General features: G+C 61.6%; 10 protein-coding genes and 1 tRNA gene. 1 reads left to right on the forward strand and 10 read right to left on the reverse strand.

The window, feature by feature from the left end:
- Nucleotides 1-162: 162 nt before the first annotated feature.
- From VPH40_RS12280 to VPH40_RS12315, 8 genes are all read right to left on the reverse strand, one after another.
- On the reverse strand, nucleotides 163-930 hold the full coding sequence (locus VPH40_RS12280; RefSeq protein ID WP_099665858.1) for an SDR family NAD(P)-dependent oxidoreductase: 768 nt from the start codon (nucleotides 928-930) through the stop codon (nucleotides 163-165).
- An 86-nt stretch (nucleotides 931-1,016) separates the two neighbouring features.
- Complete coding sequence (locus tag VPH40_RS12285) at nucleotides 1,017-2,594, reverse strand: aldehyde dehydrogenase (NADP(+)) (RefSeq protein ID WP_442906640.1); 1,578 nt, start codon at nucleotides 2,592-2,594, stop codon at nucleotides 1,017-1,019.
- A complete protein-coding gene (gene araD1, locus VPH40_RS12290; protein ID WP_328573559.1) occupies nucleotides 2,591-3,583 on the reverse strand; it encodes an AraD1 family protein in 993 nt (330 codons plus the stop codon). The genes VPH40_RS12285 and araD1 overlap by 4 nt, the downstream gene beginning before the upstream one ends.
- Before the next feature lie 12 nt (nucleotides 3,584-3,595).
- A complete protein-coding gene (locus tag VPH40_RS12295; protein ID WP_099665860.1) occupies nucleotides 3,596-5,338 on the reverse strand; it encodes an IlvD/Edd family dehydratase in 1,743 nt (580 codons plus the stop codon).
- A gap of 196 nt (nucleotides 5,339-5,534) precedes the next feature.
- Nucleotides 5,535-6,605 carry an aldose epimerase family protein gene (locus VPH40_RS12300; RefSeq protein WP_328573560.1) on the reverse strand — a complete coding sequence of 357 codons (1,071 nt, stop codon included), beginning with the start codon at nucleotides 6,603-6,605 and terminating at the stop codon, nucleotides 5,535-5,537.
- A gap of 17 nt (nucleotides 6,606-6,622) precedes the next feature.
- Nucleotides 6,623-7,570: a glycoside hydrolase family 43 protein gene (locus VPH40_RS12305; RefSeq protein WP_289912499.1), complete on the reverse strand. Its 948-nt coding sequence runs from the start codon at nucleotides 7,568-7,570 to the stop codon at nucleotides 6,623-6,625.
- 24 nt (nucleotides 7,571-7,594) lie between these two features.
- Nucleotides 7,595-8,947 (reverse strand): MFS transporter, encoded by a 1,353-nt coding sequence (locus VPH40_RS12310; protein ID WP_328573561.1) that lies wholly within the window; start codon nucleotides 8,945-8,947, stop codon nucleotides 7,595-7,597.
- Nucleotides 8,948-9,136: 189 nt separating this feature from the next.
- On the reverse strand, nucleotides 9,137-11,794 hold the full coding sequence (locus VPH40_RS12315; protein ID WP_328573562.1) for a TonB-dependent receptor: 2,658 nt from the start codon (nucleotides 11,792-11,794) through the stop codon (nucleotides 9,137-9,139).
- A 302-nt stretch (nucleotides 11,795-12,096) separates the two neighbouring features.
- Between VPH40_RS12315 and VPH40_RS12320 the strand changes: the two genes are divergently transcribed.
- A complete protein-coding gene (locus VPH40_RS12320) occupies nucleotides 12,097-12,774 on the forward strand; it encodes a type 1 glutamine amidotransferase domain-containing protein (RefSeq protein ID WP_328573563.1) in 678 nt (225 codons plus the stop codon).
- A gap of 107 nt (nucleotides 12,775-12,881) precedes the next feature.
- On the opposite strand, the gene VPH40_RS12325 is transcribed toward VPH40_RS12320, so the two are convergent.
- Both VPH40_RS12325 and VPH40_RS12330 read right to left on the reverse strand, forming a co-directional pair.
- Nucleotides 12,882-12,954 (reverse strand) — tRNA-Arg (locus VPH40_RS12325).
- 190 nt (nucleotides 12,955-13,144) lie between these two features.
- A complete protein-coding gene (locus tag VPH40_RS12330; RefSeq protein WP_328573564.1) occupies nucleotides 13,145-16,138 on the reverse strand; it encodes a type III restriction-modification system endonuclease in 2,994 nt (997 codons plus the stop codon).
- Nucleotides 16,139-16,140 lie beyond the last annotated feature (2 nt).

Below are 16,140 nucleotides of genomic sequence, written 5' to 3' on the forward strand. Positions count from 1 at the left end.
ATGCCTCTCCTGCCGCGGGGTTGGGGCGGCAAGAGCGGTATTTCAAAGGAGGGGGATGGCTGCGGGCAAACCCGCGGCCGACAAAACGCCCAGGGCTAGGCGCAGGGTCGCAGACAGTACGCTAGTACGGCAAGACCCTGCAACAACGCCCTGGACGTTTTGTCAGACCCAGCCGGCGTCGACGATGAACTCTTGACTCGAGCACATCGCGCCGTCATCGGAGGCAAGGAACAGCACCATGGCGGCGATGTCCTGTGGCATCAGCTTGCTTGGCAAGCATTGGCTTTTCTTGATTTCCACTTCGGCCGCCTCGTCGACCCACAGGTCGATCTGGCGCTGCGTCATGACCCAGCCGGGCGTGACCGTGTTGACGCGGATATTGTGCGCGCCGTAATCGCGCGCCAGGCCCCGCGTGAGGCCCACGACGGCCGCCTTGGTCGTGGCATACACGGGGTAGCCGCCCGACTTCATGTGCCACGAAATCGAGCTGACGTTGATGATGGAACCGCCGCCCTTGCGCTTCATGCCCTCGAAGACGGCCTGGCACGTGAAGAACATGGGACGTTGATTGATCGCAATGCGCTCGTTCCAGTATTCCAGGGTGACATCCTGCGCCTGGTGGCGCTGGTCGTTGGCCGCATTGTTGACGAGGATATCGAAATCGCCCAATTGATCGGCCAGTTCGGCCATGACGGCTTGCAGGGAGGCGATATCCGTGATGTCGCAATGGCGGAACACGGGCGCCGTCCAGCCCGCTTCAGCCAGGCGGCGGCACAGGGCCTCGCTCGCTTCCACGGCGATATCGACAAACGCCACCACGGCGCCCTGGGCGGCAAATTCCGCCACCAGGGATTCGCCGATGCCGCTGCCGCCACCCGTGATGAACACGCGCTTGCCCTGCAAGCTGCCATATTTCGCCAATTGCTTCATCTTGTCTCCACCTGTTTATTTTTTATGTACAACGTGCAACGCAAGCCGGCGCGGCAAGGCCATCGGCCCCGCCGCGCAGCAGCTTTTTACTCCTTGCCGAGAACGCCATCCTTGCGGCGCCAGATCCCCAGCGGATTATCATCGCGCAGCGACTCCGGCAGCAAGTCCTGCAGCAGGTTCTGGTACGACACGGGGCGCAGGAAGCGGTTGATGGCCGCCGTGCCGACCGAGGTGCTGCGGCCGTCCGACGTGGCCGGGAACGGGCCGCCGTGCACCATGGCCGTCGACACTTCCACGCCCGTGGGGAAACCGTTGGCCAGGATGCGGCCCACGCGGCGTTCCAGCACGGGCAGCAAGCGGCGCGCGTCTGCCAGGTCGCCCTCATCCATCTGCAGGGTGGCCGTCAGCTGGCCTTCCAGGCTTTCCGTGATGGCGATCAATTGCTCGATGTCGCGGCATGCCACCAGCAGCGAAGCGGGGCCGAAGACTTCGTCGCGCAAGTCGTGCTTGGCCAGGAAAGCTTCGCCCGACGTGACGAACAGGGCGGCGGCGCCCTTGCCCTCTTCTCCCGTGTTTTGCACCAGCGGCGTCACGTCCGCGTGCTGCGCCAGGGCGGCGACGCCCTTGGCATAGCTGCTGGCGATGCCGGCCGTCAACATGGTGGCGGCCGGCGCGGGCGCCAGCGCTTCGGCGGCGGCGGCGGCAAAGGCCGTGAAGTCGGCGCCTTCCAGGCCCAGCACGAGGCCGGGATTGGTGCAGAACTGGCCCACGCCCATCGTCAGCGAGGCGGCAAAACCGCCGGCGATCGCCGCGCCACGGGCGGCCAAGGCTTGCGGCAGCACAAACACGGGGTTGATGCTGCTCATCTCCGCGTAGACAGGAATCGGTTGCGGACGCTCGGCCGCCACCTTCATCAGGGCGATGCCGCCCGAACGCGAACCCGTGAAACCGACGGCCTGGATGGCCGGATGGGCGACCAACGCCTGGCCGATGCCATTGCCCGTGCCCGTCAGCAAGGCAAATACGCCGGCCGGCAGCTTGCAGATGGCAATCGCCTTGACGATGGCGCGCGCCACCAGTTCCGACGTGCCCGGATGAGCGGAATGGGCTTTCAGGACGACGGGGCAGCCGGCCGCCAGGGCCGAGGCCGTGTCGCCGCCGGCCACGGAAAAGGCCAGCGGGAAGTTACTGGCCGCAAACACGGCGACGGGGCCCAGGCCGATCATGCGCAAGCGCAAGTCAGGACGGGGCGGCACGCGCTCCGGCAGCGGGCTATCGATGCGCGCGTCGGTCCAGGAACCTTCGCGCAGCAAGCCGGCGAACAGTTTCAACTGGCCCACCGTGCGGCCGCGTTCGCCTTCCAGGCGCGCGCGCGGCAAGCCGCTTTCCGTCATGGCGCGCACGATCAGGTCGTCGCCCAGTTCGCCGATTTGCGCGGCGATGGTGTCTAAGAAGTCGGCGCGCTCCGCATCCGTGGTGGCGCGGAACGGATCGAACGCGGCTTGCGCCAGACGGCATGCTTCGTCGATTTGCGCTACGTCAACCATGTGGAAGGCGGGCGCGATGTGGGCGCGCGCGGCCGGGTCCCACGCTTCGAAGGAACCGCCATTGCCCTTGACGGCGACGCCGCCGATCCATGCATCACCGGTGATATTCAAGCTCATAATGTGCTCACTTTCGCAAATTCGGTTGGGAAGACGTCGAGGCGGTTGCGCAAGGCAGGGCCAAAGGCCGGCGCTTCGATTTCAAAGGTTTCGCCCGGCGCCACGCTCACGCCATCGGCAAAGCTCAGGGTGGCCGTGCCAAAGAAATGCACGTGCACGTCGCCTGGGCGCTTGAACAGCGGATACTTGAAGTGATGGTGTTCCAGGTTGGCAATCGTGTGCGACATATTCTCTTCGCCGCTGACGAAGGCCTTTTCCCAGCGCACCTTGCCCGCCGCGTCCAGCACGCGCGAAGTACCGGCGATGTGCGCGGGCAATTCGCCCACCAGCAGGGCGGGACCCACGCTGCAGGCGCGCAGCTTCGAGTGGGCCAGGTACAGATAGTTCTGGCGCTCCGTCACGTGGTCCGAGAATTCATTGCCGATGGCGTAGCCGACGCGGTAGGGCTGGCCGTCGTCGCCGATCACGTACAGGCCGGCGATTTCCGGCTCCTCGCCGCCATCGAGGGCAAAGTCCGGCATGCGCAGCGGCTGGCCGCCCGCGCGCACGATGGAGCCGTCGCCCTTGTAAAACCATTCCGGCTGCGCGCCGGCCGTGCCAGCGGCTGGCTTGCCGCCTTCCACGCCCAGGCGGAACATTTTCATGGAGTCGCTCAGCGACTCGGCGTCGCCGCCGATCTTCTTGTGCATGGCGTCGCGCGCGCCGGCGCTGCCCAGGTGGGTCAGGCCCGTGCCCGTCACGTAGCAGTGCGCTTCATCCGCGTGGTCGAGCGGCGGCAGCACGCGTCCGGCAGCGGCCACTTCCGCATAGGAATGCGTGGCGTTGCCGACGGTGGCGTTCACCAGGTCCGCCAGATTGATACGCTTGCGGATGGCGTCCTGCGCCAGCGCATATGTCGTGTTGTAGCCTTCGATGACGCGGATCACCTCGTCTTGCAGCAGGCCGACGAGGCGGCCGCCATGTTCATTCGTAAATTGCAGCAACAGCATGGAATTCTCCGCTTAGTGTGAGTGGCGCGGCACGGCGGAACCGCGATTGCCGACCAGGAAGTCGAAATCGCAGCCTTCGTCGGCCTGCAACACGTGTTCGATGTACAGCTGCTGGTAGCCGCTCTTCGGCCCGGGCGCGCTGCCCAGTTCGCGGGCCGCCAGGCGTTCGGCGATTTCAGCGTCGCTGATGTCGATATTCAGGCTGCCGTTGTGGCAATCGAGGGCGATCATGTCGCCATCGCGCACGATGCCCAGCGGGCCGCCCGCCATCGCTTCCGGCGCCACGTGCAGCACGACGGTGCCGTAGGCCGTGCCGCTCATGCGCGCATCCGAAATGCGCACCATGTCGGTGATGCCTTGCGCCAACAGTTTCGGCGGCAAGCCCATGTTGCCCACTTCCGCCATGCCCGGATAGCCTTTCGGGCCGCAGTTTTTCATGACCAGCACGGAATCGGCATCGACGTCCAGATCCGGATCAAGGATGCGTGATTTATAGTGTTCGAAATCCTCGAACACGACGGCCTTGCCCCGGTGCTGCATCAAATGCGGCGAGGCGGCCGACGGTTTCAATACGGCGCCGCGCGGCGCCAGGTTGCCGCGCAGCACGCAAATGCCGCCATCGGCCAGCAAGGGGTTGTCCAGCGTGCGCACCACTTCATCGTTGTAGATCGGCGCTTCGACGCAGTTGTCCCACAGCGACTTGCCGTTGACGGTCAGCGCATTCTTGTGCGGCAGCAAGTCGCCCTCGCCCAGGCGGCGTATGACGGCCGGCAAGCCGCCCGCATAGTAAAACTCTTCCATCAGGAAACGGCCCGACGGCAGCAGATCGACGATGGTCGGCGTGCCGCGGCCCACACGGGTCCAGTCTTCCAGTTCCAGGGGCACGCCGATGCGGCCGGCAATCGCCTTCAGGTGGATCACGGCATTGGTCGAACCGCCGATGGCGGCGTTGACCTTGATAGCGTTTTCAAACGCTTCGCGCGTCAGCACTTTCGACAGGCGCAGGTCTTCATGCACCATTTCGACGATGCGGATGCCCGACATGTGCGCCAGCACGTAGCGGCGCGAATCGACGGCGGGGATGGCCGCGTTGTGCGGCAGCGACGTGCCCAGCGCTTCAGCCATGCTGGCCATGGTCGAGGCCGTACCCATGGTGTTGCAGGTACCGGCTGAGCGCGACATGCCCGATTCGGCCGACATGAACTGGTGCAAGGTGATGGAACCGGCCTTCATCTGCTCGTGCAACTGCCATACGGCCGTGCCGGAACCGATGTCCTTGCCATTCAACTTGCCGTTCAGCATGGGGCCGCCGCTGACGACGATGGTGGGGATGTCGACGCTGGCCGCACCCATCAGCAGCGCCGGCGTCGTCTTGTCGCAGCCGACCAGCAGCACGACGGCGTCCATCGGGTTGCCGCGGATCGATTCTTCCACATCCATCGAGGCCAGGTTGCGCGTCAGCATGGCCGTCGGGCGCAAATTCGATTCGCCATTCGAGAAGACAGGGAATTCCACGGGGAAACCGCCCGCTTCCAGGATGCCGCGCTTGACGTGTTCGGCCAACTGACGGAAATGGGCGTTGCAGGGAGTCAGTTCGGACCAGGTATTGCAGATGCCGATGATAGGCTTGCCGTGAAACTCGTGGTCAGGTATGCCCTGGTTTTTCATCCAGCTGCGGTACATGAAGCCGTTCTTGTCCTGCGAGCCGAACCACTCGGCAGAGCGCAGGGCAACCTTCTTTTTTGTCTCAGACATGCCATTCTCCTGGTTGTGCCATGCCGGATCTAATGTCGTCGGCCCGGGCAGCGATGTTGGAATACTAAAGAATCCTGCCATGCCTTTCCAATCAATTTTTAATGCGTTCCGATATCGAAAACGGTATCAGCATGCCGTAATGAAAACGCCCTGCGGGCACGTGGCGGCAGGGCGTGGGCTGTTTTCGCAGGGGTACTTACCCGGCGGAAAAGCGGTACACGGTGTGCGTCCGATATTCCTCGCCCGGACGCAAGATGCTGTTCGGGAAGTGGGACTGATTCGGCGAATCCGGGAAATGCTGGGTTTCCAGGCATAGCGCGCTGCGGTAGCCGTTGGCACGCAGCTTGCCGGGCTGGCTGCCGTCGAGGAAATTGCCGGAATAAAACTGGACGCCGGGCTCCTGCGTGTACACCTGCATCACCCGCCCCGACACGGGATCGCGTACGGTGGCGGCCAGGCTGAGCAGTTTACCGGGCTGTTGATTCAGCACAAAGTTGTGATCATAGCCACGGCCGATGCGCAGCTGCTCGTGCGGTAAATCGATGCTGTGGCCGATGACGGTGCTCTGGCGCAAGTCGAACGGCGTGCCGGACACGTCCGCCAGTTCGCCCGTGGGAATCGAACCCGCGTCCACGGGCAGGTAGCGGTCCGCGTTGATCGTCACCTCGTGACCGAGGATATCGCCCTGCCCCGCCAGATTGAAATAGCTGTGGTTGGTCAAGTTGACGGGCGTGGCCTGGTCCGTTACGGCGTGGTAGCGCAGGCTCAGGGCGTTGTCGTTGTCCAGTTCGTACACGACGGTCACGTCCAGCTTGCCCGGATAGCCATCTTCGCCGTGCGGGCTGCTGCGCGTGAACGTGACGCCGGCGGCATCGTCCCGGGTGAAAGGCTCGGCCTGCCACATGACCTGGTGAAAGCCTTGGTTGCCGCCATGCAAGTGATTCGGTGCATTGTTGACGGCCAGCTGGTAATCCTTGCCGTCGAGGCTGAAGCGTCCCTCGGCAATGCGGTTGCCGAAACGCCCGATGACGGCGCCCAGGAAAGCGCCATTGGCCAGATAGGGTTCGAGGCGCTCGAAACCGAGCACCACGTCGGCCAACGTGCCGTCGCGGTCCGGCACGTGGATTGCGCTGATGATGGCGCCAAAGTCGAGCACTTTGACTTGCATGCCCTGGCGGTTCGTCAGGGTAAACACGGTGACATGCTGGCCACCGGGCAGGATGCCGAACGGCGCTTGCGTCACTGAAACAGAATCAACTGGGGTCATGGCGTCGGGTCCAGGTTTTACAGGGTCGATGAGCGGCCAAACACGGGCATGCCTTGCGCATCCCAGCGCAGCGGTTTGACGAACGTGTGGCGATCCGGGTTCCACAGCGGGTCGCCGACGATTTCCGTGTAGGTGCGGGCATGGTACACCAGCAATACGCCGTCGCCGTCGTCGGCCGTCGTGAAGCTGTTGTGGCCGGGGCCGTAGATGCCGTGCTCGTAGCAGGTGGCAAACACGGGTTCAGGCGACTTGCTCCACGAGAACGGGTCGAGCAGGTCGGCCGACGCATCGGCCCACAGCAAGCCCATCGCATAGTTTTCATCGGTGGCGCTGGCCGAATAGCTGATGAAGATCTTGCCATTGCGCTTCAACACGGACGGCCCCTCGTTGACCCAGAAGCCGCGGATTTCCCAGTCGAATTCCGGCTTGCTCAGCATCACGGGCGGACCGGCCAGCTGCCACGGCGTGGCCATCGGCGCGATATACAGGTTCGAATTGCCTTCGATGGCCACATCTTTCTGTGCCCACAGGTAGTACAGCACGCCGTCGTGCTCGAACGTGGTGGCGTCCAGGCAAAAGGTGTCGATGCCCGTATCGATCTGGCCCATGAATTCCCACTCGCCTTCCAGGGGGTTGGCATTCGTATTGCGGATCGCATACATGCGGTGCTGGAACAATTTATGCTTGATTTCGCGGCTCGGCGCGGCGGCGAAATACACATACCAGGCGCCCTGGTTGAAGTGCAGTTCCGGCGCCCACACCAGTTCGCTGTACGGACCCGTGTCCGGCTTGTGCCACACGTCGACCGTGGGCGCGTCGGCCAGCCCGGCGATGCTGTCGGCGCGGCGCAGTTCGATGCGGTCGTACTGGGGCACGGAGGCCGTAAAGTAATAATAGCCGTCGCTGTGGCGGTAAATGTGCGGGTCGGCCCGTTGTTCGATCAGCGGTTTCAAGACGTCTGCCATGTTGCTTACTCCATTCAGTTATTCTTACGCGGCGACAAAACCGCGTTTGTGCATTTCCGACTTGACGCCGCTGTAGTACGCATCGCTGATGCGGTACTTGAACATCAGCAAGCCCATCAGCAAGTGGAAAAAGCCGGGGATGATCGACAGCATCAGGGCGATGCCGTTCAGGGCGAATTGCGTTTGCTCATGGTTGGGCTGGTAGTCGAAATACGCGAGCAGCACGCCCACCAGACCGCCCGCCACCGCCATGCCCGCCTTCTGGCAGACGGAGATGCCGCCAAAGGCGAAGCCGGAGACGCGCTTGCCCGTCTTGACTTGACCGTAATCAATGGTTTCCGCGATGGCCGACCAGAACACGGGCGCATGCAAGTCCACCACGAAGGACAGCAGGAAATACAGGGCGAAAGCCAGCACCGTGTCGCTCGGTTTCACGAAGAAATAGATCGCCAGGCTGATCAACGCGACGCCGATCTGCGTGTAGCGGAACAGTTTAACTTTGCAATAGAACTTGGTGATCCAGGTCGAGGCGATCATGGCCAGGATGGCGCCCACCACGCCCGTGGTCAAAAAGGCAGCCACCGTTTCCGTGCTGCCGCCCAGATAGTATTTCGCGTAATAGATGGCGACGGAACCGCGCACCACGTAGCCGATGGTACCCGTGACGCACACGCCGCACAGCACCAGCCACTGGTCGTTCTGCAACAGCACTTTCAATTGCGCCAGCAACGGTTGCTTTTCCACCACGTGCACGACCCGCTCGGTGGTGGAGAAATAGCAGAACAGGAACAGGGCCACGCCCATGACGGCCATCACGGCCATGGCCGCCTGGTAGCCGACGGCCGGGTTGCCGCCGCCCCAGCGCTGCGACAGGACCGGCACGACGATGGTCACCATGAAGGCGCCGATCTTGGCGAAGAACAAACGGTAGCCGTTGGCCGACAGGCGATCCTGCGGGTCGCTCGTCAAGCCGCTGATCAGGGAAATATACGGGATGCCCACGCCGGCCGTCATGATCGTCATCAGGATATATGTGGAATATGCCCAGATCAGCTTGGCGTCGTACTGCCACTCGGGCGTGCTGAAGACAAAGAAGACGCTGACGCCATACGGCACGGCCAGCCACAGCAGGTAGGGCCGGTAGCGGCCCGAGGCAAAGCTGTAGCGGTCCGTGATCTGGCCCATGACGAGGTCGGCGATGGCGCCGATGACTTTCACGGCCACGAACAGCAGGGCCAGGTCCGTGGTTTTCAAGCCATAGATATCGGTATAGAAAAAGGTGATGATCAACATCATCGACGAAATGACGACATTGAGCGCCATGTCGCCGGCGCCGAAGCCGACCTTTTCAACGGTGGATAATTTTTGCGTCTCCATGCTTTCCGTCCATTCTTTTTATGATGAATCGTGCGTGACTGTCCAACTGACAGGGGCGTTGCCGGCCGAAACCATGACAACGCCCTTGGATACTGCTTTTTTCACTCATGTAAAACGTTCAGGGCAAGGCGCGTTGCCGAAGACAGTACGAGGAGTACGGCGAGGCAATGCAACGCAGCCATGGACGTTTTACATTTTCCAGCGTAAAGAGAGGCCAACTGTCCGGTCATAGCGGCGCGTATCGCGCGCATACACGCCCGGTTCGTTCCAGTAATCCTTGAACTTGGTATCGAGCAAGTTATTCCCATCGAGGGTCACGGTGAACTGCTCGTTGATCTTGTACGACAACGAACCGTCGAGCTGGGCCGTCGGCGCCACCTTCAAGTCCAGGCCGGGGCCGCCCTGGTTGTAGCTGTCGATGAATTTCGAGCGCCAGTTGTAGGCCAGGCGGCCCGACCAAGCGTCTTTTTCGTACAGCAACACCAGGTTGTAGGCATAGCGCGACACGCCCGTGATCGCATGGCTGCCCGTCTCGTCGTCCGTGGTGCCGCTCATGTAGGTGCCGTTCGCTTGCAAGCCCAGGCCGCTCAAGATGCCGGGCAAGCCGTCATAGAATTGCTGGTAGCCGATTTCCAGGCCCTGCAGCTTGCCGGCCGCCGTGTTGTACGGGCGGTCCACGTCATATGTCTTGCCGGCAATGGTTTCGCTGGAAATGCGTTGCTGGATATACCCGTCGAACTTGTGGTGGAACACGGTGGCCGTCACGGAACCGGCTGGCGCGAAATACCATTCCAGTGCCGCGTCGACGTTGTCGCCCACGACCGGTTTCAAATTCGGATTGCCGCCCGCGCCCGTCGCCTTCACCGTTTCCGTCGAGTTGACGAGGGCCACGCCCGGGTTCAGCTGGGCAAAGCCCGGGCGGCTGATGGTGCGGCCCGCCGCAAAGCGGCCAACCAGGTCGGCGCGCAGCTTGATTTTCAGGGCCACGCTCGGCAGCACATCGGTGCTGGACGTGTCGCTGACGACGGGCGTGTAGACGCCATCCTGCGAACTGTTGCCCTGCAAGCTTTGTTCGGTGCGCACGACGCGCACGCCCAGAGTACCGTCGACGGGATAGTCAGCCAGCTTGAAGGCGACCTTTGCCTTGGTGTAGATGGAATACGTCTTTTCCGTATCCTTGAAGAACGAACCCGGGTCCATGGCGCGCGCCGCGCTGCTGCCCGTGACGGCTTGGCGCACGGTGCCCGTGTTATTGAGCAAGAAACTGGCGCATGGCGTGTACCACTGCTTCAAGCCGTAGTCGGGTCCGCCGCTGGACATCGGTTCCGACAAGCAATTGAGGCCTGGAATCGACGTCACGCTCTGGCGGCCGAACGGAAATGCGGCGCCGGACACGTCCGGTGCTTCCGCATTGCCTTCATAGCTTTTGATCGATTCGGCTTCGCGCTTGACACCGCGCAAGCCGACGCTGATTTCCTTGAAGATGCCGCCGGCACTCGGCGTGTACGCCAGGTCGGCGCGCACATCGTTCGAGCTGCCCTGGTCCTGGCCGTAGCGGTCGAAAAAGCCCTTCAAATAGTAATTCGACGGGTCTTGCAAGTCGATGCCCGTGTAATCGACGTGCAAGGTGCCGTTCTGGTTGGTATTGATGGTGGCGTTCGGCACTTGCGTGATCGCGTCGAGGATGGGATTGCGCCATTTGAAGGTACTTCTGGTGCTGGCCACTTCCGACGTGAAACGCCATTCCGGGTTGATATCCCACAAACCGCCCACGGCAAACTGGTGCGTTTTCGTCTCGTTCTTGTTCGCCTGCGTCGACATGATGGTGTTGACGTTGGTCGAGGTGAGGGTTTGCAGCTGGTTGGTGCCGGGAATTTTGGTGGCGGACACGGGCGTGCCCCACCATGGCAAGCCGACGAAGTAATCGGACTCGGCATCGAGCAGGAAGCGCGTGGCCATGCCTTCTGCGTACAGCTCGACGTCGGCGTTCGGACGCCATTGCAGCACGGCATTGGCGGTCGTGCGGCGGCGGTCGCCCTTGATCGGCAGCAAACCCACCTGGTCAGGCCCCGTCAAACCAGGCAACAGGAAACTTTTATCCACGGGCGCCGTATTGAATGCGCGTTCTTCATGGTAACGGTGCTGCTGCTGCGACAAGCCCAGCAGCGCGCCCACTTCACCGATGCCCGTCTTCCAGCGGTTCGCCACCATGCCGCTGATGTTCGGGTCGGTGGCTTTCGATTTGTCGCTGTAGACGGCGCGCGTATTCACGCTGGCGGTAAATTCCTTGAAGTCGAACGGGCGGTTGGTGCGCACGTCGATGATGCCGGCCACGCCGCCTTCAACCTGGTCCGCGCCCTGCGATTTATACACGTCCACGCGCTGCAGCATGGTGGCGGGAATGTCGGCCAGGTTGACGTAGCGGCCCGTGGTGGTGAACAGTTCGCGACCGTTGAGCAGGGTCGTGACATCGCGCAAGCCGCGGATCATGACGGCGCTGGCCTCGCCCGAATCGCGGCGGATCTGGATGCCGGAAATGCGCGCCAGGGTTTCGGCCACATTGTTATCAGGGAATTTGCCGATGTCGTCGGCCACGATGGAATCGATGACCTGATCCGAGCGCATCTTGATCTGCTGCGAATTTTGCGCCGAGCGGCGCACGCCGCTGACGGTCACGACCGACACTTCCGCGGCAGGCTCGGCACTAGCATCGGCCGCCACCGCCTCCTGCGCCCATACCGAAGCCGTGCTCAGCAAGCCAATACCGGCCAATGCCGCAACGGCCGCCTTCAAGGTGAATGGACGAGGGGAAGTGGCCGCGAGCGGACCGGTGGCGTTGCGCATCATGAATCTCCAGATATTGTATTGATATTTTTGCACTGCTTGCATGTCGTTCGCATGCTCGGCGTTTATCTTAGGGGCTGGGCGATAATCTCTCCAATCAATTTTTCCACTGTTTCGATATCAATTTTGATATCGGCAACTGGAACACTTTGGAGGTTGCAAATGGACAACGGCAGGGGCGTCGCGGGCGTTTTCATCAAAGGCGCGCACAAAAAACAGGCAGCACTGGCGTGCAGCATGAAAGTGCGAACAGGATTAAGCTGATGGCGTAACACTCCCCCCACACCGCTTGCACAGGAGTTCGCATGAACGTTTTAATGGTATTGACCTCGCACGACCAGCTGGGCGACACGGGCCACAAGACCGGCTTCTGGCTGGAAGAATTCGCCGCCCCGTACTACGTGCTGAAAGACGCGGGCGCGCACCTGACCCTGGCTTCGCCCAAGGGCGGCCAGCCGCCGCTGGACCCGAAGAGCGACGCCCCCGAATCGCAGACGGCCGCCACGGCCCGCTTCAAGGCCGATCCGGCCGCCCAGGCCGCGCTCGCTTCCACCGTCCTGCTGTCCAGCGTGAGAGCGGCCGACCATGACGCCGTGTTCTATCCGGGCGGCCACGGCCCCCTGTGGGACCTGGCCGAAGACCGGGACTCGATCGCCCTCATCGCAGCGCTGCAGGCAGCCGGCAAGCCCGTCGCCGCCGTCTGCCACGCTCCCGGCGTCTTGCGCCACGTCAAAGGCGGCGATGGCCAGCCGCTGGTGAAGGGCAAGCAGGTGACGGGTTTCACGAATACGGAAGAAGACGCCGTGGGCTTGACGAAAGTCGTGCCCTTCCTGGTGGAAGACATGCTCAAGGATAACGGCGGCATCTACTCGAAGGGCGCGGACTGGGCGCCATATGTGCTGACGCACGGCATCTTGATCACCGGGCAGAATCCGGCCTCATCGGAGGCGGCGGCGCAGGCGTTGCTGAAATTGCTGAAGTAAGGCTAGTGGCTGAGACGGGTGGCTGCGCAGCGGCAGGCGCAGCCATAACTATCACGCACGGCAATGCGCACAATGCTAGCGAAAGAAACGGCAAGTCTTGATTTGTCTGGTGCGGCTGGCGGGGATCGAACCCACGACCCTTGGCTTCGGAGGCCAAGCCGCAGTGCCTTGGAGAGCCGCATTATTACTGCAACTCCTTGATTCTAAAGAATACCGCAACCGGCAAAAAATGGCAACAGTAGGCATTAAAGGGAAGAAAATACCCTGTTTTCTCCCCCAAAATTCTCCCCATACTTGTCCAATGTCTTTCAAGACGCGATATGACGCTCTTGAGCCCGGGCGCCCTTGTACTCAGGTGCCCAGGCCACTTTCACTCCATCGTCTTGAGCACGTCACCGAAAGAGGTCGCCACAAGGTAGTGGGCCGGATTTTCACCAACCCCAAGCGCCGCAAAGTGCGCCTTGCCACACTTAATCTTGGCGTCTTCCTTGCTGCGCAGGTCGTCGGTGAAAAGGCTGCTCTTGGTCTCCACGACGAAATACAAACGCTGCGTGCCGTCTTCGTCGAACAGAATGGCCCAGTCCGGGTTGTAAGGTCCCAGTGGCGTGGGTACCTTGAACCAGCTCGGCAGCTTGGCATACAGCACCACGCCGTTGTTCTTCTCCAAGGCATCAGCGAAGTCGCGCTCGGTGTTCGAGTCGTAGATGACGTGCTCGTAGATTGACCGCCTGGTATCCAGTAGCATATTGCGCAGGTAGCCGGTCAACTCGTCCTTGGCGAACAGTTCCTGAGCGTAGAAGTGTTCGTCGCCAATCTTCTGGTACTTGATTCCATCTACCAGTGCCAAGCGCTTGCAGCGGTTGATGACCTCGGCCGTCTGCTCGATGAACTGCTGCGGGTTGCGCTTAAAGTCGTCCAACCGACCGCTGCCGGTCAGAATGGCAATGATGCTGCGTCGCGTGAGCTGGGTGCGATCCTGCAAATCGGTCAGCAAATCTGGCAACTCGATGTCGCCCTCTTCCAGCACCACGGTCGCGGCGCCTTCCTTCTCAGTAGCCAGTACGCCCGCCTGGCCAATGGAAATGTCGGCCTTGCGCCACTGCAGCCGCGCCTTGGCAATGACCGGGGCCTTCTTCAGCTCGGCGGTGCAGTCTTGCAGCAACTTGGCATTGTCGAACTGAACCCGGTAGGTGGTCTGGTGCTTGATGCAGTTCCACAGCGCCTTGAAATCATCCGACAGATAGACGGCCTTGCCGTCTTTGTCCTTACGCAACGGGGCAGCCTTGCGCTCATCGGCGTTCTTGATTTCGAGCCGGCCCGACACCTTGCGCAGCACTTCGACGATCTGGCCGCGCTGCGCCTCGACGGCTCCGGGCAGCACCAAGGTGCCCTCCTTCAGGGCCAGCTTCAGCGATTCCTGCACCTTACCCCTAGCATCGACGTACCCCGTCGCCTTCAGGTGCTCCCACAAGGCTTTTGACTGGTCCACACCCAGCGGGGAGAGCGTGCCATCGGCCCCCTTGATGGCGATGCCTGCGAACTGGTGCTGTTCCAGAATGCCGAACCGGATGCCCGTGTCGGCCTCGATCTCCTTTTGCAGGTTCTCGGCGAACTGCTCGTAGGACTCGGTGGCGATGACGGTCAACCGATTGACCTCGAAGCCGCGCACCCGCTCGCCATGTTGATTCACGCACAGCCGCAGACCCCGGCCGATGGTCTGCCGGCGCTCGCGCTCGGTGCCCATTTCCCGTAGCGTGCAAATCTGGAAGACGTTGGGATTGTCCCAACCCTCCTTCAACGCCGAATGTGAGAAGATAAATTTAAGCGGCGTCTCGAAGGCGAGCAGCTTTTCCTTCTCCTTCATGATGAGGGTGTAGGCTCGCTCAGCGTTCTCGCGGTTGCCGGCGTTGTTCTCGGTGGTGTCTGACCAAACTCCTTTCTTATCCTTAGAGAAGTAACCATCGTGCACTTCTTCTGCGGCGCTGGCTAGGTCGATTTCGGCGAACATGCTCTGGTAGGCAGGCAGCTTCGCCGCACGTCGGTACTCTTCCTCGAAGATGCGAGCGTAGTCACCTTTCAGTGGGTTGCCATCGGCGTCGTACTGGCGGTATCGCCCCACTGCGTCGATAAAAAACAGCGATAGCACTTTGATACCCTTGGGTCGAAGCACCTTCTCTTTTTCAAGGTGTTCACGGATGGTGCGGCGGATCATCTCGCGCTGCACCGCCAGGGCATCAACATCGCCGTAGGCCTGGCCCACGGAGAGGAAGGCTTCGCCACCTGGGTAGCGCAGCTCCAGGAACTCTTTGCCCTTGGCCGTGCTAATTTCGCCTACGCGGAAGTCAGAGTAGATGTCGCGCTTGGCGGTCTGCTGCAGATCATCGCCGTCGCTGACAGTCACCTCCTGACGCTTTACGCCCGTGGCGGTCTTGACATCCAACTCGACCTTTGCACAGATGCTTCCGCGCTTGTTGTTGACTGACACCAGCCGCACGAAGGCCTTGTTATGCGCGCCCTCGATAGTGGCCGCTGCCACCTCGATCTGCTTGACTAGCTTGCGCTCGTAAGCGTCTAGCGCATCGAGTCGGAACACCATGTGGTGCTTGTTGGCGTGGGTAGCCGAATAGCGCAGCGTGCATAGGGGGTTCATAGCGTCCAGGGCGGTCTTGCCAGCGCCATTTAAGCCACCGTCCACACTCTGCGGTTCATCCACGATGACGATAGGTCGCGTGGCCCTAATGAGGTCGATAGGCTTGCTGTCACCGGTCTTCTCGCTGTCCTTGTAGAGATTGTTCACATCCTTTTTGTTGATGGCGCCAACCGTAACAACCATCACCTGGATCGTGGAGTTGGTGGCGAAGTTGCGCACCTGACCCAGCTTGCTGGAGTCGTAGAGGAAGAAGTCCACGGGTACGCCGGCATAGATTCCCTTGAAGTGGTCTTCCGTGATCTGCAGCGACTTGTAGACGCCTTCCTTGATGGCCACCGAGGGCACCACGATGACGAACTTGGTAAAGCCGTACCGCTTGTTCAGCTCGCGGATCGAGCGCAAGTAGACATAGGTCTTGCCGGTGCCGGTTTCCATTTCGACGGTGAAGTCGCCCGAGGCCAGCACACCGGACGGCGCCAGCCCCCCGCGTAACTGGACATCACGCAGGTTCTGAAGAAGTTGGTCGTCCAGCAGCGTCAGACGGTTGCCCACGCCGAGATCGGTATCGGCCACGCCCAGTGTCAATTGCTGGTCAGGTAGCTTCATCGTCACTGTGAATTCCGTGCGGCAGGACTCTTGACCGCGAAATAGGTCGCAGACTGCCTCAATGGCCTGGAGCTGATAGTCGAGGTTCGCCTCAAAGTGAAGTTTCATTA

Origin of the sequence: Janthinobacterium sp. P210005 (genome assembly GCF_036231865.1) — a bacterium.
Lineage (GTDB): Bacteria > Pseudomonadota > Gammaproteobacteria > Burkholderiales > Burkholderiaceae_D > Janthinobacterium > Janthinobacterium kumbetense.

Bases quoted from the DNA above. Each gene is read 5' to 3' on its own strand.
- VPH40_RS12280 (WP_099665858.1), bottom strand. From the start codon at position 930: ATGAAGCAATTGGCGAAATATGGCAGCTTGCAGGGCAAGCGCGTGTTC.
- VPH40_RS12285 (WP_442906640.1), bottom strand. From the start codon at position 2,594: ATGAGCTTGAATATCACCGGTGATGCATGGATCGGCGGCGTCGCCGTC.
- araD1 (WP_328573559.1), bottom strand. From the start codon at position 3,583: ATGCTGTTGCTGCAATTTACGAATGAACATGGCGGCCGCCTCGTCGGC.
- VPH40_RS12295 (WP_099665860.1), bottom strand. From the start codon at position 5,338: ATGTCTGAGACAAAAAAGAAGGTTGCCCTGCGCTCTGCCGAGTGGTTC.
- VPH40_RS12300 (WP_328573560.1), bottom strand. From the start codon at position 6,605: ATGACCCCAGTTGATTCTGTTTCAGTGACGCAAGCGCCGTTCGGCATC.
- VPH40_RS12305 (WP_289912499.1), bottom strand. From the start codon at position 7,570: ATGGCAGACGTCTTGAAACCGCTGATCGAACAACGGGCCGACCCGCAC.
- VPH40_RS12310 (WP_328573561.1), bottom strand. From the start codon at position 8,947: ATGGAGACGCAAAAATTATCCACCGTTGAAAAGGTCGGCTTCGGCGCC.
- VPH40_RS12315 (WP_328573562.1), bottom strand. From the start codon at position 11,794: ATGATGCGCAACGCCACCGGTCCGCTCGCGGCCACTTCCCCTCGTCCA.
- VPH40_RS12320 (WP_328573563.1), top strand. From the start codon at position 12,097: ATGAACGTTTTAATGGTATTGACCTCGCACGACCAGCTGGGCGACACG.
- VPH40_RS12330 (WP_328573564.1), bottom strand. From the start codon at position 16,138: ATGAAACTTCACTTTGAGGCGAACCTCGACTATCAGCTCCAGGCCATT.